The following is a 25,473-nucleotide window of genomic DNA, read 5'->3' as shown; positions in this document are numbered from 1 at the left end:
TAATTAAATCTAAATCTTACGAAATAATACGGAGACAAGATGAATAAATGGATACCTCACAGAGAACCAATGTTTGTTGAGAATTGGTAGGTATATTTATTGATTACTACTTCGTCAATGATGTTGTAATAAACATCCGGCTCAAGACCGTTATCTTATGTAGAGTAAAGTTATTATGCAATATTTTTGTTGAATAACTTTAATTTAGGGTGGTACCACGAAGACCTCGTCCCTTTTTTTGGGATGAGGTCTTTTTGTGTTTTTGAGTAGTAACATAGGGTGATTCGTAAAGATTTAAGAGCTTGAAAAAAATAGGAGGAATGTGACATGGATCAAATTAAAATTAAATTTCCAGACGGTAATACAAAGGAATTTGACAAAGGAACAACAACTGAAGATATCGCACAATCCATCAGCCCAGGATTAAGAAAAAAAGCTGTGGCAGGCAAGTTGAATGGACAATTAATTGATTTAACTAGACCTATTGAAAGTGATGGAGATATTGAAATCGTGACACCTGGTTCAGATGAAGCGTTGGAAGTTTTACGTCATTCTACAGCACATTTAATGGCGCAAGCATTAAAACGTTTGTATGGTGAGGTTCATTTTGGTGTTGGACCTGTTATTGAAGGTGGTTTCTACTATGACTTTGATATGGAAGAAAGTATCTCATCGGATGATTTTGAAAAAATTGAAAAAACAATGAAACAAATTGTGAACGAAAATTATCCAATTGAGCGCAAAGTTGTGTCACGTAATGAAGCAAAAGCTTTTTTCTCAGATGATCCGTATAAACAAGAATTAATTGATGCGATTCCAGAAGATGAAAATGTGACATTGTATACACAAGGAGAATTTACTGATTTATGTCGTGGGGTCCATGTACCATCAACTTCAAAAATTAAAGAATTCAAATTGTTATCAACTGCGGGTGCTTATTGGCGTGGCGATAGCAATAATAAAATGTTGCAACGTATCTATGGTACAGCTTTCTTTGATAAAAAAGATTTAAAAGCCCATTTGCAAATGCTTGAAGAAAGAAAAGAACGTGACCATCGTAAAATTGGTAAAGAGTTAGAACTCTTTTCTAATAATCCGTTAGTAGGCGCAGGTTTACCACTATGGTTGCCTAATGGTGCAACAATCCGTCGTGAAATTGAACGTTATATCGTAGATAAAGAAGTGAGTATGGGTTACGATCACGTTTATACACCAGTAATGGCAAACGTTGATTTATATAAAACATCTGGACACTGGGATCATTATCAAGAAGATATGTTCCCGACAATGAAATTAGATGAATATGAAGAAATGGTATTAAGACCGATGAACTGTCCACACCATATGATGATTTATGCTAATAAACCTCATTCATATCGTGAACTACCAATTAGAATTGCTGAACTTGGTACAATGCACCGTTATGAAGCGAGTGGTGCGGTTTCAGGATTGCAACGTGTTCGTGGTATGACTTTAAATGATGCGCATATTTTTGTTCGTCCAGATCAAATCAAAGAAGAGTTTAAACGCGTAGTTAATTTAATTATAGATGTTTATAATGACTTTAATTTTGAGAATTATAGCTTCCGTTTAAGTTATAGAGATCCAGAAGATAAAGAGAAATACTTTGATGACGATGATATGTGGATTAAAGCTGAAAGCATGTTAAAAGAAGCGGTTGATGAACTAGGATTAGACTATGAAGAAGCCATCGGTGAAGCGGCATTCTATGGTCCTAAACTAGATGTACAAGTTCAAACAGCGATGGGTAAAGAAGAAACTTTATCTACAGCGCAACTTGATTTCTTATTACCACAAAAATTTGAATTGACTTATATAGGTAATGACGGCGAACAGCATAGACCAGTAGTTATTCACCGTGGTGTTGTATCAACTATGGAACGTTTCGTAGCGTTCTTAACGGAAGAAACTAAAGGTGCCTTTCCAACTTGGTTAGCACCAAAACAAGTAGAAATTATTCCAGTTAATGTTGACTTACATTATGATTATGCAAGACTTATTCAAGATGAACTAAAATCTCAAGGTGTACGTGTAGAGATTGATGATCGTAATGAAAAGATGGGTTATAAAATTAGAGAAGCACAAATGCAAAAAATCCCATATCAACTAGTCGTTGGTGACAAAGAAGTTGAAAACAAAGAAGTAAATGTTAGAAAATATGGTTCCCAAGATCAAGAAACGCTTGAAAAAGATGAATTCATTTGGAACTTAGTTGATGAAATCAGATTGAAAAAACAAAGATAGTCTTGAAACTATTGTTAAAATCATGTATATTACAGTTTAGTGAGTAATAAAAAATTAAATTTGAGTTAGAGGTTGCGTTTTTAAAGAGTAATGATTCAGAAGCCAGATGGGGCATATGTTGAATGCATGAAAGGTGAAAATGCCGAAACCTGTATTGACCATTTACAATACAGGTTGGGACAGTTATCGAAAGAAACTGGACTGTCACATATGTGATGTGCTACCTATATAAATGCTATTATTAAAATGGTTGCATATCTAATGGGTATGCAACCATTTTGTTTTGGTTGAATGATTATTGAAAATACATTAACGGGATAGAGCGAAAATATAAAGTCATGTGTAATGGATGTACTGAACACAGATGACAATGTTTTACTATAAACGTATTGGATTAATCATATAGAAAGTTAGCCTCTAAATTTAAAGAAAGGGAGCTTCTATGGCAAATCAAGAAAATCAAAACACTGGGATTAAAAGAGGGTTGAAAGATCGTCATATTTCCATGATTGCTATTGGGGGTTGTATTGGAACAGGACTATTCATGACTTCCGGTGGTGCGATTCACGATGCTGGTGCACTTGGTGCACTTTTAGCATATGCAATCATTGGAGCAATGGTCTTCTTCCTTATGACTTCATTAGGAGAGATGGCGACATACTTACCTGTATCTGGATCGTTTAGTACATATGCTACACGCTTTGTAGATCCTTCATTAGGATTTGCGTTGGGATGGAACTACTGGTTTAACTGGGTCATTACTGTTGCTGCCGATGTTACAATAGCTGCGCAAGTTATACAATATTGGACGCCGTTATCTGGTATTCCAGCTTGGAGTTGGAGTTGTCTCTTTTTAATTATTATTTTTGGACTTAATGCATTATCTGTAAGAGTTTATGGCGAAAGTGAATATTGGTTCGCGTTAATTAAAGTAGTTACTGTGATTATTTTCATTGCAATTGGTCTATTAACGATTCTAGGTATTATGGGAGGAGAATTTGTAGGCTTTGATACATTTACTAAAGGCGGTGGACCTATTTTAGGTGACGGTCTTGGAGGTAGTTTACTTACTATTTTAGGTGTGTTCTTAGTGGCAGGTTTCTCATTCCAAGGTACAGAATTAATTGGTATTACTGCTGGTGAATCTGAAAATCCAGAACGCGCAGTTCCAAAAGCAATTAAACAAGTATTTTGGAGAATATTAATCTTTTATATACTTGCTATATTTGTAATCGGTATGCTAATACCTTACGATAGTTCAGCGTTAATGGGCGGCGGAGATGATATTTCTACTTCACCATTTACATTAGTATTCCAAAATGCAGGCTTAGCATTTGCTGCATCATTCATGAATGCAGTCATTTTAACTTCAGTGCTTTCTGCAGGTAACTCAGGTATGTATGCTTCAACTAGAATGCTTTATTCAATGAGTAAAGATAAACTGGCATACCCTATATTTGGTAAAACAAATAAAAGTGGTGTTCCTTATGTATCTTTAATCGTTACAGCAATTATAGTTATAGGCATATTTATATTGCAACACTTGAGTGGTGATGCATATGAATATATCGTAGCTGCGAGTGGTATGACTGGTTTCATCGCATGGGTAGGTATAGCTGTGAGTCATTATAGATTTAGAAAAGCATTTGATAAACAAGATTATGATAAATCTAAATTGAAATACAAAGCGAAATTATTCCCATTTGGACCTATATTTGCTGGTATCTTGTGTGTGTTAGTCATTATTGGACAAGATGTAGATTTTATTAAAACAGGTGACTTTGACCTTAACAGGTTTGTTATCACTTATATGGGAATTCCAGTATTCTTGGCGTTCTTCATTTATCATAAAGTGAGATATAAAACGAAAATGGTCCCATTAGAAAAAGTGAACTTACGACAAGATGTTGATATGGAAGAAATTAATAAATAATAAAAAAGCTATTGACTTGTATATGTATTATTGATAAGATAGGTAACGTTGAATACGAAACGAACCAAGTAGAAGCTCCCGCTTCTCACCTGTTGCGACGCTATAGGCAGTTGGCAGGTCTTATATATACATGTTAATTTCATGTGTAGAGAAGAGCGGGTATATTATATACTCGCTCTTTTTGCTTGGGATAATTTCGTAAAAATCTTGGAGGTGTCAACCATAGCAAAAGATCAAACTCAAGTTAACGAAAAGATTCGTGCAAAAGAACTACGCTTAATCGGTCAAGACGGAGAACAAATTGGTGTTAAAACTAAAAATGAAGCTCTAGAAATGGCGGAACGCGTTGGTTTAGATGTAGTCATTATGGCTCCAAACGCTAAACCACCTGTTGCTAGAATTATGGATTACGGTAAATACAAATTTGAACAACAGAAAAAAGAAAAAGAAATGAAAAAGAAACAAAAAACAATCAACCTTAAAGAAATTCGTTTAAGTCCAACAATTGAGGAACACGATTTCCAAACGAAATTGAAAAATGGACGTAAGTTCTTAGAAAAAGGCGATAAATGTAAAGTTTCAATTCGTTTCAGAGGTCGTGCAATTACGCATAAAGAAATTGGTCAACGTGTATTAGAAAAATTTGCAGAACAATGCAAAGACATCGCTACAGTTGAACAAAGACCTAAAATGGATGGACGTCAAATGTTCATCATGTTAAGTCCAATTAACGAAAAATAATAATCGATATTACAGGAGGAAATGAATCATGCCTAAAATGAAAACACACCGTGGAGCAGCTAAACGTGTTAAAAGAACTGGTTCAGGTAAATTAAAACGTTCTAGAGCTTTCACATCTCACTTATTTGCAAACAAGAGTACTAAACAAAAACGTAAATTACGTAAAGCTTCATTAGTAAGCAAATCAGATATGAAACGTGTAAAACAATTATTAGCTTATAAAAAATAATTAACGATATAAAAAAGATAAGATCGAACATATTTAGAGGAGGAATTTATTATGCCACGAGTTAAAGGTGGAACAGTAACAAGAGCGCGTCGTAAAAAGACGATTAAATTAGCTAAAGGTTACTTCGGTTCAAAACGTACATTATATAAAGTAGCAAAACAACAAGTTATGAAATCAGGTCAATATGCATTCCGTGACCGTCGTCAAAGAAAACGTGATTTCCGTAAATTATGGATTACACGTATCAATGCAGCAGCTCGTCAACATGACATGAGCTATTCAAGATTAATGAATGGTTTGAAAAAAGCTGAAATTGATATCAACCGTAAAATGCTTTCTGAAATTGCAATTTCAGATGAAAAAGCTTTTGGTGAATTAGTAGCTAAAGCAAAAGATGCTTTAAAATAATAATCAAGTAGAGTCTGGGACATGAATTATTGTCTCAGACTCTTTGTCATATAGGACAAAAGATGGTTGAAATGCAATCTCTATATTGGAGATCATTTATGTTTATCGATTCGTTTCAATTTAATTCTAGAAAAGTTAAACAATGAAAATTCAACTTTTCTCTTGTTGTCTTAAATTTAATGAATGAGATTAAAATACATATCAAATTAATTTTTGTAATTTCTAAAGTTATATTAACAATCTACAATATGATTTTGAATAATCATTTTGATAAATAACTACGGTTTGATAAAATAATGAAGAAGTCATATATGAAGGAGAAACTAATGTCTAAATTTGATGAAATGATAACAGTAGTTCCAAGAACAATTTTATTTGATAATGAAAAAAATAAATTTAATGGTTTCTTAGATAAAAATACTACAAAAGGTCAAGATATTTTTGACACACTTTCAAAATATGAGATAAAACGACGCGGTGATATGGAAGAAGACCCATCATACAAACAATTAATTTCATATTGTATATTAGAAAATGAACATGATGAAATTTTAGTTTATGAACGTTTGTCTGGTGGTGGAGAGGCACGTTTACATGGTCAGTCGTCAATCGGTGTTGGTGGTCATATGAATGATGTTAAGGGTGCTGAATCTATAAATGAAGTGTTGAGAGTTAACGCTCAAAGAGAATTAGAAGAAGAAGTTGGTTTATCGGATAGTAAGTCTCAGAATTTAGCTTACATCGGTTTCATCAATGATGACACGAATGAGGTAGGCGAAGTACATCTAGGTGTTGTCTTTAAAATCAATGTAAATAGCAATGATGTAGAATCAAAAGAAACCGACACATTGAGAATAAAATGGGTAGATCAAAGTAAAATTGATAACTATGATGAATTTGAATCATGGAGCGCTTTAATATTACAAGCTAAACAGTAGGGGTGTATAAAGATGTCCGATGTCATTCCTTTTCCTCGATCAAAAGAAAAACTGATTAGAGAAATTAAGCAATCGTTTAATAGCAATGATTTAGAGCAAATGTATCAATTGTTTGAAGACTTTGAAGAACACTTCGAATTAGATGAACAAATGGCTTTATTAAAATGTTCGATGTTATATAATATGCAGCATTTTCTAGAATTACGTGAAGAGGCCATTATTTTACTTAAACAAGGAACGACAAAGTATGATGATTTAATGGTTTATTATGTGAAAAGTTTAAACGGCTTGGGACAGTATTTTGAAGTAGTAGAAGTCATCAATCAAATTATAGATGAAGTTAATGACCATAGAACTAGAATGGAATTGTTCCCGATTAAAGAATATGCAATGAGTCAAATAGATAGTCATAATGAACATGCTACCAAAATGCTACAAAATTTCGACTCAATTTCACTTCGTGATCAAATTAATACGATACTTACATTAATTGATTATAGTCAGTTCAGCTATAAAAATACGGTTGTGAATATTATTGAGCATGTTACTCTCGCACCTAATGTGTTAAGTATCATGCTTGAATATTTACGTTTTGCAGAATATGATCAAGAGATAGATATAATAAAATACAATTTTGACATGTCTGTTATACCTAGCAAATTACCAGGATTAGAGCATACGGAATTTAAACTTAACATCATTCCAAATGTGATTCAGCACATTGAAGAAGATGCTGCGCAATTGATAGAAGAAGCGCTTCATTTAATGAATAATCATGCCATTTTATTTTATCCATTGGATATTGAGCGAATCGCTCATATAGATGTTTGGGTTGAGGCATATACGAATTACTTTAAAGCGATGATAGGTTTAGAATCTTTAGATGAGTCTAATGCGGCCATTCAATTTATTACTGAAATAGATAAATTGAATAATTAATCATTTGTATTTCGGGTAATTGTAAAAAATAGTGTTATAATAAAGCAAATAATTTCAATTTCACAGGAAAATAAAATGTTATAAGCACAGGGTTTGTGTAGTGAATAGTCCTATGCTATAATAGTGAAGTTGAAAAAATAAAATAGGATAATCATGGAGGTTTTTATACATGACAGCAACTTGGGAAAAAAAGGAAGGTAACGAAGGTGTATTAAGCGTTACAGTTCCAGCAGAAAAAGTAGACAAAGCAATTGATCAAGCTTTCAAAAAAGTAGTTAAACAAATCAATGTACCTGGCTTTCGTAAAGGGAAAGTTCCACGTCCAATTTTTGAACAACGCTTTGGTGTAGAAGCTTTATATCAAGATGCAGTTGATATCTTATTACCAGAAGCTTATGGTGAAGCTATTGACGAAACTGGAATTAAACCAGTTGATCAACCAGAAATCAATGTAACATCAATTGAAAAAGGTAAAGAAATGACATTTGAAGCTAATGTTGTTGTAGAACCAGAAGTTCAATTAGGTGACTACAAAGGTTTAGAAGTTGAAAAACAAGATGTTGAATTAACTGATGAAGAATTACAAGAATCAATTGATCATCAATTAGGTCATTTAGCAGAAATGGTTGTTAAAGAAGATGGCGCTATTGAAAATGGCGACACAGTTAACATTGACTTTGATGGCTATGTTGATGGAGAACAATTTGAAGGTGGACAAGCTGAAGGCTACGATCTAGAAATTGGTTCAGGTTCATTTATTCCAGGATTCGAAGAACAATTAGTAGGTGTTAAAACTGGTGAAGAAAAAGATGTTAACGTTACATTCCCAGAAGAATACCATGCTGAAGAATTAGCTGGTAAAGAAGCTACATTCAAAACAAAAGTTAATGAAATTAAATATAAAGATGTTCCAGAATTAACAGATGAAATTGCTAACGAATTAGATTCAGAAGCAAACACTGTTGATGAATATAAAGAAAACTTACGTAAACGTCTAACTGAACAAAAAGAAACAGATGCTGAAAACAATCAAAAAGAAGAAGCAATTAACAAAGCAGCAAACAATGCTTCAATTGATGTTCCAGATGCAATGATTAATACTGAGTTAGATCGTATGGTTCAAGAATTTGGACAACGTATGCAACAACAAGGTCTTAATTTAGAAACTTATTTCCAAATTTCTGGTCAAGATGAATCACAATTAAGAGAACAAATGAAAGACGATGCAGAAGAACGTGTTAAAACAAACTTAACATTAACTGCTATCGCTGATGCAGAAGATATTGAAGTTTCAGATGATGATATCGATAAAGAATTAGAAAAAATGAGTGAACAATTTAATATTTCAGTAGAAGATATTAAACAAACACTAGGTAATACGGATATCGTTAAAAATGATGTACGTATTCAAAAAGTTATCGACTTATTAGTTGATGAAGCTAAATTAGTAGAACCATCTAAAGATGACTCAGAAGCGTAACTAAATATAAATAGAGCAAATTGTTTTGTGAATTATATGTTAGTCGTTTAATATAGTAAACTAGTAGCAGATGCATTCAAATAATGTGTCTGCTACACTATTTTATGCAAATAACTTGTGAAAGGTGCAAGTTGCATATTAAAATACTATCTAGTATAGTCTTTAGGGAATAGGGGTGTAAATAGAATGTTCAAATTCAATGAAGGTGAAGAAAATTTAAAATGCTCTTTCTGTGGTAAAGATCAAGACCAAGTTAAAAAACTAGTAGCAGGAAGTGGCGTGTATATTTGTAATGAGTGTATAGAGCTATGTTCAGAAATAGTTGAAGAAGAATTAGCTCAATCAGAGCCTGAAGGGCTAACTGAATTACCAACACCTAAAGAAATTATGGACAAATTAAATGATTATGTTATTGGACAAGAAAAAGCTAAAAAATCATTAGCTGTTGCTGTTTATAATCATTATAAACGTGTTCAACAATTAGGACCTAACGAAGACGAAGTGGAATTACAAAAAAGTAATGTTGCTTTAATCGGTCCAACTGGTAGTGGTAAAACACTTCTAGCACAAACATTAGCTAAAACATTAAATGTACCATTTGCAATTGCTGATGCTACAAGTTTAACAGAAGCTGGTTATGTCGGTGATGATGTTGAAAATATATTACTACGTTTAATCCAAGCTGCTGATTTTGATATAGATAAAGCTGAAAAAGGTATTATTTATGTCGATGAAATTGATAAAATTGCAAGAAAATCAGAAAACACGTCAATTACACGTGATGTATCTGGTGAAGGTGTCCAACAAGCATTGCTTAAAATTTTAGAGGGCACAACAGCAAGTGTTCCACCACAAGGCGGACGTAAGCATCCAAACCAAGAGTTAATTCAAATTGATACGACTAACATCTTATTTGTACTTGGTGGTGCCTTTGATGGTATTGATGAAGTAATCAAACGTAGATTAGGTGAAAAAGTAATTGGTTTCTCTAGTAGCGAAGCATCTAAGTATGATGAAGATGCGATTCTTGAACAAATTAGACCAGAAGATTTACAATCATATGGTTTAATTCCAGAATTTATTGGACGTGTGCCAATTGTAGCGAACCTTGAGACATTAGATGTAGACGCATTAAAAAACATCTTAACGCAACCGAAAAATGCGTTAGTTAAACAATATACTAAAATGCTTGAACTTGATGATGTCACATTAGAATTTACAGATGAAGCATTGTCAGCAATTAGTAATAAAGCAATAGAACGTAAAACAGGTGCGCGTGGATTACGCTCAATTATCGAAGAAGCATTAATTGATATTATGTACGATGTACCATCTTCTGATGGCGTTGTTAAAGCAGTAATTACTGCAGAAACGATTAATGATGAAAAAGAACCTGAACTTTACGATAAAGATGGAAATCTTGTGAATAAAGAACAAACATCTGCTTAATATATTTTAAGAAGTAAACTGGGAGTGGGACTAAGCAATCAAAGTTAATTGAGATTGCTAACCCACTCCTATTTTTATTCAAAATAACCACTTTATAGTGAGAATACATATTCATTTAATAATTTGTGTAATATAATGAAACAGAGAGTTTAACAGAAAGGAGGGGCGAAAATGAAAGTTAATCCTAACGAAATTGAATTATTGATAAGTGCGGTGAAACCAGAACAATATCCTGAAACAGGTCTAAGTGAAGTCGGTTTAAGTGGAAGATCTAATGTAGGTAAATCTACGTTTATTAATAGCATGATTGGTAGAAAAAATATGGCACGTACGTCACAACAACCTGGGAAAACACAAACACTTAATTTTTATAATATTGATAATCAACTTGTATTTGTCGATGTACCAGGATACGGATACGCTAAAGTGAGCAAAAAACAACGTGAAGCTTTTGGCAAAATGATTGAAAAATATATTTCACAGCGAGAAGAATTAAAATTAGTCATTCAACTTGTAGATTTAAGACATAACCCAACTGAGGATGACATTTTAATGTATAACTACTTAAAATATTATGAAATCCCTACATTTGTGGTAGCAACTAAAGAAGACAAAATTGCAAAAGGTAAAGTACAAAAACACTTAGCAAATATTCAACAAAAATTAGAAATGGAACCGGAAGATGAAATTATAAGTTATTCATCTGTGAAAAATAATAAACAACAACAAATTTGGAATGTTATAGAAGAGTATTTGTAATTATTATAAAGAACAGGCTTTTTATCATTACATATAATAGAAAATTAAGTATAATTATGACAACAATATGACTACAGATTATAATTCTTCTAATTTACAGGACGAGTTACTTAACGCATGTCATAATTGTGTTATAATAAACTTATTGTAATATGTATGGAGGGCGTTATAAATGCATTTAATTGCGGTAAGCATTAATCATCGTACTGCAGATGTAGCACTTAGAGAAAAAGTTGCTTTCAAAGATGATGCCATGCGTTCAGCCAATGTTGATTTATATGAAACGAAATCTATTTTAGAAAACGTTATACTATCAACTTGTAACCGAACAGAAGTATATGCTGTTGCAGATCAAATTCATACGGGTCGCTATTATATACAGAGATTTTTAGCGAGATCATTTGGATTAGATGTTGAGGATATTAAAGATATGACTGAAGTAAAAGTGGGGGACGAAGCAGTAAAACATTTATTGCAAGTCACTTCAGGTTTAGATTCTGTTGTACTAGGTGAGACACAAATTCTAGGGCAAATTAGAAACGCATTCTTTTTAGCTCAAGAAGAAGATACAACAGGCACTATCTTTAATCATCTATTTAAACAAGCAATTACTTTTGCGAAGAAAGCACATAATGAGACTGATATTGCTGATAATGCAGTAAGTGTTTCGTATGCGGCTGTTGAACTAAGTAAAAAAGTGTTTGGCAAAGTCAATAATAAGCAAGCTTTAATTATAGGTGCAGGGGATATGAGTGAATTATCACTCTTAAATTTAATTGGTTCAGGTGTAACTGATATCACAATTGTAAATAGAACATTGAGTAAAGCTCAAGATTTAGCAATGAAACATCATGTTAAATTTGAACCAATGGAATCATTACCAAGACTTTTAGCAGACGTAGATATAGTAATAAGTTCAACAAGTTCAGAAAATTATATTGTGACAAATGAAATGTTGCAATCTATTAGCACTGAACGTAAACACGATTCATTAGTAATGATTGATATTGCGGTTCCTAGGGACATTGAACCGAATATAGATACAATCCACGATATGTTTAGCTATGATGTTGATGATTTGAAAGGTTTAGTAGATGCTAATCTGAGAGAACGACAACTAGCAGCAGAACAAATTATACAAAACATTCCAAATGAAATTGAAGCACATAATGAATGGGTTAATATGTTAGGCGTTGTGCCAGTTATTCGCGCACTTAGAGAAAAAGCCATGTCAATTCAAGAGGATACAATGGATAGTATAGACAGAAAATTACCTGGATTATCTGAAAGAGAACGCAAAATCATTTCAAAACATACAAAAAGCATTATAAACCAAATGTTGAAAGATCCTATAAAACAAGCTAAAGAATTGAGTAGTGATAAGAAAAGTAACGAAAAATTAGAGCTATTTCAAAACATATTTGATATTGAAGCTGAAAATGCATATGAAGCTAAAAAGCAAAAGAACAATATGAAAACAGGTCAAATCTTAAGTTTTGAATAAGCATTAGCAAATGGTGATAATATGCAAGAACTATTATTCATAAGGTTAAATGAACTAATATTATTAATTTATCTATTTAGTATTGCTTGTTATTTTTTTGATTTTATTAAAAGGTTTTATAAGATTAGAAACATTGGATTTGTTACATTGGGGATTGTTTGGGTGTTACAAACAATCTCCTTATCTTTTTACGTAACCGCAACAAATCAAGTGCCATTGGGCAATGTTTTTGATGTATTATTTGCACTTGCGTGGTTGATTATTTCGATATCAATCGTGATTAGTGTGATTAAACAAGTCAATATATCCATTTTCTTATTTAATATAATTGGCTTCGTTTTTATCGCAATTAGTACATTTCAACCTATGCACTATCAAGGTGCTGGTGAAAAATTGAATGTAATCAATGAATTACTTATTGTACACGTAACGTTTGCGATAATAAGTTATGCTGTTTTTGCCTTTGCATTTGTGAATAGCATTTTATACTTAATTCAATTTAAAAATTTGAAACAAAAGCGATTTACTCAAAAATACTTTAGAATTAGTAGTGTAGCTACACTTGAAAAAGTTGTATTTTATAATAGTTTAGTGGGTTTTTTATTTATCATATTAAGCATTATTTTAGGTGCTCAATGGGGCATCAATACGATTGGGATGGATATTTTTGTAGATCCGAAAGTAATTATGTCTGTAATTATTACGATATTGTATGGTTTATACTTATTATTAAGAGTAAGGCAGTCGATATCAAAACATAAGTTGATTTATATTAATATCATTCTATTTTGTTTAAACATGATTAATTTATTATTCACTTCCCATGTTTCTGATTTTCATCAATGGACTGGGATTTAAAGAGATACTAAATATAAATGATGAAACGCTAAATTGCTAGGAGGTTACGCAAAATGCGTAAGTTAGTCGTTGGTTCAAGAAGAAGTAAATTGGCTTTAACACAAAGTCGACAATTTATAGATAAATTAAAAGCTATTGACCCAAGTTTAGAAATAGAAATTAAAGAAATAGTGACAAAGGGTGACCTCATCGTAGATAAACAATTATCGAAAGTAGGCGGAAAAGGCCTTTTTGTGAAAGAAATTCAAAATGAATTATTTAATCATGGCATCGATATGGCGATACATTCTTTGAAAGATGTACCTAGCGTCATTCCTGATGGGTTAACTTTAGGGTGTATCCCTGACCGTGAAAATCCATACGATGCATATATTGCAAAAAATCATGTTCCTTTAAATGAACTTCCTGATAATAGCATTGTGGGAACAAGTTCGTTACGCAGAGGTGCACAAATTCTTGCAAAATATCCTAAGTTACAAATTAAATGGATACGAGGAAATATTGATACTCGTTTAAATAAACTTGAAACAGAAGATTATGATGCAATCATTCTAGCTGCTGCCGGATTAAAACGTATGGGTTGGTCTGATGATATCGTCACGAGCTATTTAGACAAAGAAACATTAATTCCAGCAATAGGTCAAGGTGCATTAGGCATTGAATGTCGTTCAGATGATGAGACCCTTTTATCACTATTGAGCAAAGTTCATAATCAAGATGTTGCTGATTGTGTCACTGCTGAACGTACGTTCTTAACTCGAATGAATGGTAGTTGTCAGGTGCCAATCGGTGGCTATGCAACAAAAGAAGCTGATGGCACAATCGAATTTACAGGGTTAATCATGTCTCCAGATGGTAAAGAACGATATCAGCACACTGTACGTGGCATAGATCCCGTTGCATTAGGTGAAGAAGTGACTAAAGTATTAAATGAACAAGGCGCGTATGAAATAATTAAAGCACTAAACGAAGAACAATAATACTTCGAGGTGAAAATAAATGAGACCAGTTATAGTAATGACTCAAACGAGTGAATTTTATAAATCAGATGTATGTATACTACATAAACCTTTCATAAATGTAGAACCGTTATCATTTAATCTGAATTTACTCGATGTTAATTATGACTGGCTTATTTTTTCGTCCAAAAAAGCTGTGGAATACTTCAAACCCTACTTATCTAAACTGAATTACAAAAAAATTGCTGTGATTGGTGAAAAAACTGCAGATTATTGTACTTCAATTGGATTGAAAGTATCATTTTGTCCTAAAGACTATTCGCAAGAAGGATTTCTGAAAGCATTTAAAACACATGAACAAAGCAATATTTTATTACCTTCTAGCGCAGCTGCTAGGTCCACGCTTGAAGAAGGATTGAAACAACAAAATTATAATGTTCAAAAGATTGATTTATATGAGCCTGTGCCACATACAAAGCATATTAAGCATGTTAAAATGTTGATTGAGCAAGGCAAAGTGGATGCAATTACATTCGCAAGTTCATCCGCAGTGCGTTATTTTTTTGAAGATAATCAAAACGTATCATTTAATAATTATTTTGTGATAGGGCAACAAACGCTGGATACATTGAATCATTATCAAAAACAAGGTATCGTTGCTGATATACAGACATTAGATGCTTTAGTTAATAAAATTTTAGAAAGTTGGGAAGAAAATGCAATTTGATAGACATAGACGTTTACGTAGTAGTAAATCAATGAGAAATTTAGTTAGAGAAACACATGTGAACAAAGAAGATTTAATTTATCCAATCTTTGTAGTAGAACGTGATAATGTTAAAGAAGAAATTAAATCATTGCCTGGCGTTTACCAATTAAGCTTAAATGTATTAGACGAAGAAATTAAAGAAGCATATGATTTAGGCATTAGAGGTGTTATGTTTTTCGGCGTTCCAAATGAAAAAGATGCTATAGGAACAGGTGCATATGATCATAATGGGATTGTTCAAGAAGCTACAAGAAAAGCAAAGGCTATGTATGATGACTTATTAGTTGTTGCAGATACATGCTTATGTGAATATACAGACCACGGTCATTGTGGTGTCATTAATGAACAAACGAAAGATGTAGATAACGATAAATCACTACCATTATTAGTGAAAACAGCTATATCACAAGTTGAAGCTGGTGCGGATATCATTGCACCTAGTAATATGATGGACGGCTTTGTTGCTGAAATCAGAGCAGGTCTAGATGACGCTGGATATTATAATGTCCCAATTATGAGTTACGGAATTAAATATGCATCAAGTTTCTTTGGTCCTTTCCGTGATGCTGCAGAATCAACACCACAGTTTGGAGATCGTAAGACTTATCAAATGGATCCAGCTAATCGTAGAGAAGCATTGAGAGAACTAGATAGTGATTTACGTGAGGGCGCAGATATGATGATTGTTAAGCCAGCCCTTAGCTTCTTAGATATTATTAGAGATGTTAGAAATACTACGAACGTTCCAGTTGTTGCATATAATGTAAGTGGTGAGTACAGTATGACTAAAGCCGCATCATTGAATGGTTGGATAGACGAAAAAGCAGTTGTTATGGAACAAATGACTTCCATGAAACGTGCTGGTGCGGATATGATTATTACGTATTTTTCAAAAGATATTTGTCGTTATTTAGACGAACAATAGTGATTAGGAGGTTATGTGAATGCGTTACAGTAACTCAGAAAAAGCAATGGCTAAAGCCGAAGAATTAATGCCTGGTGGTGTAAACAGTCCAGTAAGAGCATTTAAATCTGTTGATACACCAGCCATATTTATGGATCATGGTGAAGGTTCAAGAATTTATGATATTGATGGTAATGAATACATCGATTATGTATTAAGTTGGGGTCCTTTAATTTTAGGACACAAAAATAAACAAGTCATTGAAAAGATACATGAAGCGGTGGACAAAGGAACAAGTTTTGGTGCTTCAACATTACAGGAGAATAAATTAGCTGAACTTGTTATCGAACGTGTACCATCTATAGAAAAAGTGCGTATGGTATCTTCAGGTACTGAGGCGACGTTAGATACATTACGCTTGGCTCGTGGTTATACAGGTAGAAATAAAATTGTGAAATTTGTAGGTTGTTACCATGGTCATAGTGACTCACTATTAATAAAAGCTGGTTCTGGTGTAGCAACACTTGGATTACCTGATTCACCGGGTGTGCCAGAAGGTATTGCAAAAAACACAATTACAGTACCTTATAATGATTTAGATGCAATCAAAGTTGCGTTTGAAGAATTCGGTGACGATATCGCAGGCGTAATTGTTGAGCCTGTAGCTGGTAACATGGGTGTGGTACCTCCAGTTGAAGGTTTTTTACAAGGCTTAAGAGATATCACAACAGCGTATGGTTCGTTATTGATTTTCGATGAGGTAATGACTGGATTCCGTGTAGGATATAACTGTGCACAAGGATACTTCGATGTCACTCCTGATTTAACTTGCTTAGGTAAAGTAATCGGTGGTGGATTGCCAGTAGGTGCATTCGGAGGTAAAAAAGAAATTATGGATCAAATTGCCCCAACAGGTGATATTTATCAAGCTGGTACATTATCCGGTAATCCATTAGCCATGACGAGCGGCTACGAAACATTAAGTCAATTAACACCTGAAACGTATGACTATTTCAATAAATTAGGTGATTTACTAGAGCAAGGCTTAAAAGATGTTTTTGCCAAACATAATGTGCCAATCACTGTAAATCGTGCTGGTTCTATGATAGGATATTTCTTAAATGCAGGGCCAGTAACGAATTTTGAACAAGCTAACAATAGCGATTTAGAAATGTTTAGCCAAATGTATAGAGAAATGGCAAAAGAGGGCGTATTTTTACCACCTTCACAATTTGAAGGAACGTTCCTTTCTACTTCACATACTGAAGAAGATATTAACAAAACCATACAAGCATTTGATACAGCATTAAGTCGAATTGTATAAAGTTTAAATGATGCCCGAGCAACCAATGTGTTGAGCGGGCATTTTATTTGGATTTACTGTGATTGACGATAATGATGAAAGTTGTGAGAACATGAATAAGCAATTAAGAAATAATATGATCGTATTACTGTTCGCCGTGATATTAAGTTTGATATTAAACGCAGCGCATATATTGTTGCCATTCATGTTTGGTCCTATTATTGCAAGTGTGATTTGTGTGAGGGTCTTTCGTCTAGAGATTGAATGGCCATTTTGGCTTAGTCAGATAGGTTTGGTTTTGCTAGGTGTTCAAATTGGTTCAACTTTCACTAAAAATGTAATATTAGATATTAAAGATGATTGGTTAACGATTATTTTGATTACTGTCATGTTGTTAGCCCTAGCATTAGTGATAGCATTCTTTTTCAAAAAAATTGCCAAAGTTAATACGGAAACTGCTATTCTTAGTGTGATTCCAGGGGCTTTAAGTCAAATGTTAATCATGGCGGAAGAAAATAAAAGAGCAAATATTATGGTAGTCAGTTTGACACAAACTTCAAGGATTATTTTTGTAGTTATTCTAGTACCATTTATTTCTTACTTTTTCAGAGATAATGGTAGTAATGGTAGCCCTGAAAAGGCGACAACGAAGGTACTGACAGATGCAGTATCAATTCCCCAAATATTACTTTTAGCATTAGCAGTTTTTATTGTTTATATCATAATGAGTAAGATTAATTTTCCAACGAAACAGTTACTAGCACCGATTATAGTACTTATTAGTTGGAATTTAATTACAGGTGTAACATTTACTCTAGATAATTATATTATTGCGTCGGCCCAGGTGATCTATATGATTCGCATTGGTCTACAAATAGCTAAGTTGCTAGATCAAATGAAAGGGAGAATTGCAGTTGCGATTGCATTTCAAAATGTACTTTTGATATTACTTGCCTTTATCATGGTGTTGCTAATTTCGATGGTGTCTAATCATTCTGTAAATGAATTGTTCCTTGGTGCTGCACCTGGTGGCATGAGCCAAATCGTATTAGTAGCAATTGAAACAGGTGCCGATGTGGCGCTGATATCGAGTTATCATATTTTTAGGATATTCTTTATTTTATTCTTAATTGCACCTTTATTAGGTCATTTACTCAAATATATAGATAGATCACATTCTTAGAGCTATTAGAATTTATTGATTTACTATTGAGTTTGATTAGGTATTTTAAAATGAAATATGTTCACAAATAACCTTCTATGAATAGAAGGTTATTTTTTAATGAAAACAAAATGCATAAAATAATAATCAGACATTTTAAGGGGATTATCATTAATTTCATTCCAATTTTTAAATATGGGTAACTTAATATTCTTATTTATAGGTCTACTAATGATCGGTATCGTATTATCAGTCTACGAAGGCACAATGCCAGGCACACTACCGACACTATTCTTTTCAAATGTTCGTTATAGAACACTGTCTTGGACATTTAACATTTCAGTGTCTGTGTTTGGTGGTACGACACCTTTAGTAGCGACATGGTTGGTACATGAAACTGGAAACAACATTGCCCCAGGCTTTTATTGGTTAATAGTGAGTATTATTGGCCTTATAGTTGTCGTGTTTTTATTTAAAGACACTTCAAAACAGTCTTTAAAAGGCTCTTATCCAACTGTTTCTAATGAAAAAGAATTTAAAATAGCTGTTGAAAACCCTAAGGATTCATTATGGTGGCATTCAGAAAGCCAACAAAATAAATAATCTATTAATTACATTATGAAACAGCGATGTACTTTTTAATGATTTCATTTTACTTATAACAAATGAAATCATTGAAAAGTATTTTTTTATTTAAAAATAAGCATATAGGTTATGAATATATACGAGTCACTTTTACAAGTAATTTAGTTTAACAAATTTTAATCATCTAATTATTTAGTTATGGTTATAAATCGGATTGTTTGGACAAGACTGCAAATGCGCATTATACAATCCAGCAGCCTCTAAAAATGAAAAAACTGTTACTGGACCTAAAAATTTGAACCCATAACTTTTTAAAGATTTTGAAAGTTTTGTTGCACGTTCATCTACAGTAATTCGGTCACTAGGTTGTTTGTAACCACAATTAATGGGTTCATAATCAACAGTTGACCATAAATAATCACTGAAACTACCGTAGTCTTTTTCAATTTCAAAGTAACCTTTTGCTTGACTTACAATTGCTTCTAATTTTTTTCTGTTATGTACGATATTAGGGAAAGTCATTAATTGATCAATATCCTTATCTGTCATTTTTACAATTTGATGAGGATCGAAATCATAAAATGCTTGTTCATAGGATTCTTTTTTCTTTAATATTGTTAACCATGAAAGACCAGCATGTTGAGATTCTAGTGCTAAGAGTTTAAACAATTTGAGACTATCATATAGTGGTTGCCCCCATACTTCGTCATGATATTTTAAATAGATTGGATCTTTGGTACCAAATGCACAGTCGTTCATAAATTTCACTCCATTTTATTGACTTATTTTAACATCCATTATACTATAATTAAGTAAATAAATATTGTCTACTGGGAAGAGTAAATAGGCTTGAATTTAACAGAGAGTACAAGAATGCTGAAAATGTACAATTTAACTTATTGAAGGTAGCCCACATTGAACTTTAACTGAACACTAATCATATGAAGATATCTGTTTAATAGGTTAAAGCGTGCTTGAGCGTTAATCATGTAATTAAGTGCTTGAAATTAGTTTGTAATTTCTTGAATTTAGGTGGTACCACGGAATATCCGTCCTATTTTGATAGGGCGGATATTTTTATTTTTAAGGAGGATTTTAACACATGGAAATGAAACCAAAATATAATCCAAGGGAAGTTGAGTCTGGACGTTATGACCAATGGGTAAACAGTGGATATTTTAAAGCAAAAGATGATCAATCTAAAGAAACATATACAATCGTTATTCCGCCTCCAAATGTAACTGGTAAATTACATCTTGGTCATGCTTGGGATACAACATTACAAGATATATTGACACGTATGAAACGCATGCAGGGTTACGATACCTTATATCTGCCAGGCATGGATCATGCAGGCATTGCGACACAAGCTAAAGTAGAAGCAAAATTAAATGAACAAGGTTTATCTCGACATGATTTAGGAAGAGAAAAATTCTTGGAGCAAGCATGGGACTGGAAAGAGGAATATGCAAACTTTATCAGACAACAATGGGCTAAACTTGGTCTTGGTCTAGATTATAGTAGAGAAAGATTCACATTGGATGAAGGTTTAAGTAAAGCAGTTAAAAAAGTATTCGTTGATATGTACAATAAAGGCTTGATTTATCGTGGCGAATATATTATTAATTGGGATCCTATTGCGCGCACGGCTTTATCTGATATTGAAGTTATACATGAAGATGTGCAAGGCAAATTTTACCATTTTAAATATCCTTATGCAGATGGTAATGGTTATATTGAAATTGCAACGACGCGTCCAGAAACGATGTTAGGTGACACTGCAATTGTGGTTAACCCGAATGATGAACGTTATAAAGACGTAATAGGTAAAACAGTTATTTTACCTATTGTAGGTAGAGAATTACCAATATTGGCTGATGAATATGTAGATATTGAATTTGGTAGTGGTGCGATGAAAGTTACACCTGCGCATGACCCAAATGATTTTGAAATAGGTAATCGACATGATTTAGAGCGTATTATTGTCATGGATGAATCAGGTAAGATGAATGACAAAGCTGATAAATACCAAGGCATGGATCGTTTTGATTGTCGTGAACAATTAGTAAAAGATTTAGAAGCGGAAAACCTAGTCATTAAAATTGAAGAGCATGAACATTCAGTTGGTCATTCTGAGCGTTCTGGTGCAGTCGTAGAACCTTATTTATCTACGCAATGGTTCGTTAAGATGAAACCACTTGCTGAACAAGCATTAAATAACCAAAAAACAGACGACAGAATCGATTTTGTTCCAGCCCGCTTTGAAAAAACATTTAATCGATGGATGGAAGAAATTCGAGATTGGACAATATCTAGACAACTTTGGTGGGGGCATCAAATTCCAGCATGGTACCATAAGGAAACTGGTGAAATATTTGTAGGTGAGCATGAACCAGAAGATATTGAAAACTGGGTACAAGATGAAGATGTCTTGGATACTTGGTTCTCCAGTGCTTTATGGCCGTTTTCTACACTAGGCTGGCCTGATGTTGAAGCAGATGACTTCCAACGTTATTTCCCAACAAATGCTTTAGTGACTGGTTATGATATTATCTTTTTCTGGGTAGCTAGAATGATTTTCCAAGGATTAGAATTTACTGGAAAACGTCCGTTCAATGATGTATTATTACATGGATTGGTTCGAGCGGAAGATGGCCGTAAGATGAGTAAATCGCTCGGTAATGGTGTTGACCCAATGGATGTTATTGATGAATATGGCGCTGATAGTTTACGCTATTTCTTAGCCACAGGATCGTCACCAGGTCATGATTTACGTTATTCTACTGAAAAAGTGGAGTCTATATGGAATTTTATTAACAAAATTTGGAATGCTGCGAGATTCAGTATTATGAATATTGGTGAAGACTTTACGGTAGAACAAGTTGACTTATCAGGTGATTTATCACTTGCTGACAAGTGGATTTTAACTCGCTTAAACGAAACAATTGAGAATGTAACAGAATTAAGTGATAAATATGAGTTTGGTGAAGTAGGCAGAACGTTATATAATTTCATATGGGATGAATTCTGTGATTGGTATATTGAAATGAGTAAGATACCAATGAATGGTGAAGACGAAGCACAGAAACAAATCACGCGCTCTGTACTTACTTATGTACTAGATAATACGATGAGAATGCTACACCCATTCATGCCATTTGTGACTGAACAAATTTGGCAAAATTTACCTCACGAAGGTGAAACAATTGTTAAAGCTGCTTGGCCAAAAGTAAACGAAGCGCTTGTTTTTGATGACAGTAAAGAAACAATGCAGCAACTCGTTGAAATTATAAAATCTGTAAGACAGTCACGCTTAGAAGTGGATACACCTTTATCTAAGGCGATTCCAATTTTCATTAAAGCAAAAGATGAAAATATTAAAGAAACATTGTTGAATAATTCAAATTATATAGATAGATTTTGTCATCCAAGTGAATTAACGATTGATACAACAATTGAAATTCCTGAAAAAGCAATGACATCTGTAACGACAGCCGGTGAAGTTGTACTTCCATTAGAAGGTTTGATTGATATGGATAAAGAGATTGCACGTTTAGAAAATGAACTTTTAAAATGGGAAAAAGAGCTAGATCGAGTAAATAAAAAATTAGCAAATGAAAACTTCGTCAATAAAGCACCTGAAAAAGTGATTAATGAAGAACGTGAGAAAAAGCAAACCTATCAAGAGAAATATGATGGTGTTAAATTACGAATTAATCAATTAAAAGCATAGGAGTCCTTAAGATGAATTACCTAGATAGCTTATATTGGATACACGAGCGAACTAAGTTTGGTATAAAGCCAGGCGTCAAACGCATGGAATGGATGCTAGAGCGCTTGAATAATCCACAATTTAATATAAATGGTATTCATGTAGGTGGTACAAATGGTAAAGGATCGACCGTTTCATATTTGAGATCAGCACTTGTTGATAACGGATATGAAGTGGGCACATTCACTTCACCATTTATCGAGACCTTCAATGAACGCATTAGTTTAAATGGGAATCCAATAAGTGATGATGAGATTGTTGCACTCGTTCAACACGTCAAACCCGTCAGTGAAGCATTAGAAATAGAAACAGAACTTGGCACTGCTACCGAATTTGAAATTATAACAACAATGATGTTTTTATATTTTGGAGAAATTCATCCAGTAGATTTTGTTATAGTCGAAGCAGGATTAGGTATTAAAAATGATTCGACTAATGTATTTAAACCAATATTATCAATCCTTACAAGTATTGGGTTAGATCATACAGACCTTTTAGGTGATACTTATGTAGATATCGCGAAAGACAAAGGCGCTATCGTTAAACCTAATACACCTGTTATTTATGCCGTGAAAAACGATGAAGCACTTAAAGTGATTAGAGATTATGTTGAGCAACAAGAGGCTGAAGGCATCGAATTAGATCGCGATATTAGTATTATTTCAGAAGATGAAGAATTTACTTATCGCTATAAAGATTATGAATTAGAAACACTACTTCTGAATATGGTCGGTGAACATCAAAAAGAAAATGCAGCTCTAGCGATTACGGCATTAATTGAATTAAATGAAGATGGTATCGTTGATTTAGATTTCAATAAAATGATAGATGGTATAGAATCCGTAAGTTGGACTGGTAGAATTGAACAAGTAAAAGATCAGCCTTTAATGATTATGGATGGAGCGCATAATGTAGAAAGCGTAGAAGCGTTAATTAGCACAATTAAGCAATATTACAACATAGAAAATATAGATATCTTGTTTTCAGCAATTAAAGGAAAGCCCATCAATGCCATGGTAGATCAACTTAAAACGATTGCATCGACATTCTATATTACTGATTTTGATTTCCCGAAAGCCTTAACAAAAGAAGAGATTTTTGAAGACGTCAGATACGATCAAAAAGCACTTGTTGATGATTATGTTAAGTTTATAGAAACTTATGAGGGTGAAGGTTTAATCATTACTGGCAGTTTATACTTTATTAGCGAAGTAAAATCTAAAGTGAATTTTAATGAGAGCAATTAGGACATAAATGATGCATATATTAAAGTATAGCAATATGTCTAGTTATATGAGCTTGAGTTTAATACTACCTAAACTGAAACTTATTCGTAAGTGCTACTAAAATTCTATATGGTTTACTAATGTTAAAGTTCTTTAGTGAAGCGTAACTTTAAGATTAACAGGCTGAGACATCATTGATGTTTCAGCCTGTTGTTGTTTTAGTTTCAATGATATACGTGTGAGGTAATATATTATTATGAAGAAAATATGTATTTGTGATAGAAATTCAACGTAGTAAACGGGCGCTAAGCGTATTGAATTTCGTCTAAAAATGAAACATATATTTCCTATTTAAATTTGGTGTTATATGATAGTATTTACAAAGGGGAGGTATGAGAATAAAATGGCAGACAAGAAATTCCCAAAAGATGCAATGCGAGTTTTAAAAGAGACAAGCCGAACTTTTTATATACCGATTACTTTTTTAGAAAAAGAATTAAAGCATACGGTAGCTTCTGCGTATCTCGTATTACGAGCAATAGATGAAATTGAAGACCATGAAGCATTAAGTAACGATATGAAATACAATATGCTCATGCAAATAAGTGAATTATTTAAGGAAACATTCGACGAGGATAAATATTTACAAATTTTAGCGCCTGTTAAAAATGACATGCCTGAAGTTACAATACGATTAGGCGAATGGATAGATGCTTGTCCAGAACATACGAGAGCTGTTGTATTAGAGGCTTCAAGTGAGATGGCGTATGGTATGGCAAAATGGGCGAAAGCCAATTGGGATATCCATACTAAAGCGGATTTAGATGACTATACATATTATGTTGCAGGACTTGTTGGTGTGATGCTTTCACAACTTTGGGATCTTTGCGCTGGCGTTAAAACAGACCGAGATTTAGCTATAGGATATGGTCGAGGTTTACAAGCTGTAAATATTCTGAGAAATCAACATGAAGATTATGAAGAACGAGGCGTAAGTTTTGTTCCAGATGATTGGGACAGAGATGACTTGTTCGAATATGCTCAAGATAATTTAGCTAAAGCTGATGCTTATATGAAAGACATTAATAAAAAGACAATATTATTATTTTGTCGCTTACCATTGGCACTTGCACATAAATCGCTTAAAGCGATGAAAAATGGACGTGAAAAAATATCACGTTCTGAAGTAGAAGAAACAGTTGAAGAAATACAAAAAGATTAATGATGCATTAAAAATGTCTCAGTTAGAATTAATAAAGAAACAGCAATCAAATTTATATTTGATTGCTG

General features: G+C 33.2%; 21 protein-coding genes, 1 pseudogene, 1 riboswitch and 2 other annotated features. Of the genes and pseudogenes, 21 read left to right on the top strand and 1 reads right to left on the bottom strand.

Annotated elements, in window-relative coordinates; genetic code table 11:
- The first annotated feature begins 327 nt into the window (after positions 1–327).
- From thrS to ACM595_RS03705, 18 genes and pseudogenes are all read left to right on the top strand, one after another.
- The gene (gene thrS, locus ACM595_RS03790) at positions 328–2,265 is read left to right on the top strand and encodes a threonine--tRNA ligase (RefSeq protein ID WP_002483061.1); all 1,938 of its coding nucleotides are present in this window, start codon (positions 328–330) and stop codon (positions 2,263–2,265) included.
- A 58-nt stretch (positions 2,266–2,323) separates the two neighbouring features.
- Positions 2,324–2,496, top strand: a riboswitch (Lysine riboswitch).
- A 211-nt stretch (positions 2,497–2,707) separates the two neighbouring features.
- Positions 2,708–4,198 carry an amino acid permease gene (locus ACM595_RS03785; protein WP_002483062.1) on the top strand — a complete coding sequence of 497 codons (1,491 nt, stop codon included), beginning with the start codon at positions 2,708–2,710 and terminating at the stop codon, positions 4,196–4,198.
- Between the two features lie 60 nt (positions 4,199–4,258).
- Positions 4,259–4,388: a sequence feature (ribosomal protein L20 leader region), on the top strand.
- A gap of 23 nt (positions 4,389–4,411) precedes the next feature.
- A complete protein-coding gene (gene infC / locus ACM595_RS03780; RefSeq protein ID WP_002483063.1) occupies positions 4,412–4,939 on the top strand; it encodes a translation initiation factor IF-3 in 528 nt (175 codons plus the stop codon).
- A gap of 28 nt (positions 4,940–4,967) precedes the next feature.
- Positions 4,968–5,168, top strand: a complete 201-nt coding sequence (gene rpmI, locus ACM595_RS03775; protein WP_002483064.1) for a 50S ribosomal protein L35 — start codon at positions 4,968–4,970, stop codon at positions 5,166–5,168.
- Between the two features lie 51 nt (positions 5,169–5,219).
- Positions 5,220–5,576, top strand: a complete 357-nt coding sequence (gene rplT / locus ACM595_RS03770; RefSeq protein WP_002483065.1) for a 50S ribosomal protein L20 — start codon at positions 5,220–5,222, stop codon at positions 5,574–5,576.
- Between the two features lie 326 nt (positions 5,577–5,902).
- A complete protein-coding gene (locus ACM595_RS03765; RefSeq protein WP_002483066.1) occupies positions 5,903–6,514 on the top strand; it encodes an NUDIX domain-containing protein in 612 nt (203 codons plus the stop codon).
- Between the two features lie 12 nt (positions 6,515–6,526).
- On the top strand, positions 6,527–7,453 hold the full coding sequence (locus ACM595_RS03760) for a hypothetical protein (protein WP_041079991.1): 927 nt from the start codon (positions 6,527–6,529) through the stop codon (positions 7,451–7,453).
- Between the two features lie 169 nt (positions 7,454–7,622).
- On the top strand, positions 7,623–8,933 hold the full coding sequence (gene tig, locus ACM595_RS03755) for a trigger factor (protein ID WP_002483068.1): 1,311 nt from the start codon (positions 7,623–7,625) through the stop codon (positions 8,931–8,933).
- A gap of 186 nt (positions 8,934–9,119) precedes the next feature.
- The gene (gene clpX, locus ACM595_RS03750) at positions 9,120–10,382 is read left to right on the top strand and encodes an ATP-dependent Clp protease ATP-binding subunit ClpX (protein WP_419744440.1); all 1,263 of its coding nucleotides are present in this window, start codon (positions 9,120–9,122) and stop codon (positions 10,380–10,382) included.
- Between the two features lie 171 nt (positions 10,383–10,553).
- Positions 10,554–11,141 (top strand): ribosome biogenesis GTP-binding protein YihA/YsxC, encoded by a 588-nt coding sequence (gene yihA / locus ACM595_RS03745; protein ID WP_041079989.1) that lies wholly within the window; start codon positions 10,554–10,556, stop codon positions 11,139–11,141.
- Between the two features lie 172 nt (positions 11,142–11,313).
- Positions 11,314–12,645, top strand: coding sequence for a glutamyl-tRNA reductase (gene hemA, locus ACM595_RS03740; protein WP_002483071.1), 1,332 nt, complete (start codon positions 11,314–11,316; stop codon positions 12,643–12,645).
- Between the two features lie 21 nt (positions 12,646–12,666).
- Entirely contained in the window at positions 12,667–13,503 is an 837-nt protein-coding gene (ccsA, locus tag ACM595_RS03735) for a cytochrome c biogenesis protein CcsA (protein WP_041079988.1), read from the top strand.
- Positions 13,504–13,556: 53 nt separating this feature from the next.
- Positions 13,557–14,483 (top strand): hydroxymethylbilane synthase, encoded by a 927-nt coding sequence (gene hemC, locus ACM595_RS03730; RefSeq protein ID WP_002483073.1) that lies wholly within the window; start codon positions 13,557–13,559, stop codon positions 14,481–14,483.
- Positions 14,484–14,502: 19 nt separating this feature from the next.
- Positions 14,503–15,189, top strand: a complete 687-nt coding sequence (locus ACM595_RS03725; protein WP_011302931.1) for a uroporphyrinogen-III synthase — start codon at positions 14,503–14,505, stop codon at positions 15,187–15,189.
- A complete protein-coding gene (gene hemB / locus ACM595_RS03720) occupies positions 15,179–16,156 on the top strand; it encodes a porphobilinogen synthase (RefSeq protein ID WP_002483075.1) in 978 nt (325 codons plus the stop codon). The genes ACM595_RS03725 and hemB overlap by 11 nt, the downstream gene beginning before the upstream one ends.
- 19 nt (positions 16,157–16,175) lie before the next feature.
- Positions 16,176–17,459, top strand: a complete 1,284-nt coding sequence (gene hemL, locus ACM595_RS03715; RefSeq protein WP_002483076.1) for a glutamate-1-semialdehyde 2,1-aminomutase — start codon at positions 16,176–16,178, stop codon at positions 17,457–17,459.
- A gap of 91 nt (positions 17,460–17,550) precedes the next feature.
- A complete protein-coding gene (locus tag ACM595_RS03710) occupies positions 17,551–18,621 on the top strand; it encodes an AbrB family transcriptional regulator (protein ID WP_037538355.1) in 1,071 nt (356 codons plus the stop codon).
- 147 nt (positions 18,622–18,768) lie between these two features.
- Positions 18,769–19,203, top strand: a pseudogene (locus ACM595_RS03705) (MFS transporter); the annotation flags it as partial.
- Between the two features lie 174 nt (positions 19,204–19,377).
- On the opposite strand, the gene ACM595_RS03700 reads toward ACM595_RS03705, so the two are convergent.
- The gene (locus ACM595_RS03700; protein WP_002483079.1) at positions 19,378–19,944 is read right to left on the bottom strand and encodes a DNA-3-methyladenine glycosylase I; all 567 of its coding nucleotides are present in this window, start codon (positions 19,942–19,944) and stop codon (positions 19,378–19,380) included.
- Between the two features lie 58 nt (positions 19,945–20,002).
- Positions 20,003–20,245: a binding site (T-box leader), on the top strand.
- A gap of 42 nt (positions 20,246–20,287) precedes the next feature.
- Here ACM595_RS03700 and ACM595_RS03695 point away from each other — a divergent pair.
- From ACM595_RS03695 to ACM595_RS03685, 3 genes are all read left to right on the top strand, one after another.
- A complete protein-coding gene (locus tag ACM595_RS03695; RefSeq protein WP_002483080.1) occupies positions 20,288–22,918 on the top strand; it encodes a valine--tRNA ligase in 2,631 nt (876 codons plus the stop codon).
- Between the two features lie 11 nt (positions 22,919–22,929).
- Complete coding sequence (locus ACM595_RS03690; protein ID WP_011302935.1) at positions 22,930–24,204, top strand: bifunctional folylpolyglutamate synthase/dihydrofolate synthase; 1,275 nt, start codon at positions 22,930–22,932, stop codon at positions 24,202–24,204.
- Positions 24,205–24,586: 382 nt separating this feature from the next.
- Positions 24,587–25,405: a squalene/phytoene synthase family protein gene (locus ACM595_RS03685; RefSeq protein ID WP_002483082.1), complete on the top strand. Its 819-nt coding sequence runs from the start codon at positions 24,587–24,589 to the stop codon at positions 25,403–25,405.
- Positions 25,406–25,473 lie beyond the last annotated feature (68 nt).

Origin of the sequence: Staphylococcus sp. LKG3-1 (genome assembly GCF_048568385.1) — a bacterium.
GTDB classification, from domain to species: domain Bacteria; phylum Bacillota; class Bacilli; order Staphylococcales; family Staphylococcaceae; genus Staphylococcus; species Staphylococcus saprophyticus.
Note: the sequence above shows the minus strand (reverse complement) of the source record. Positions and strands in the feature narration are given on the sequence as shown.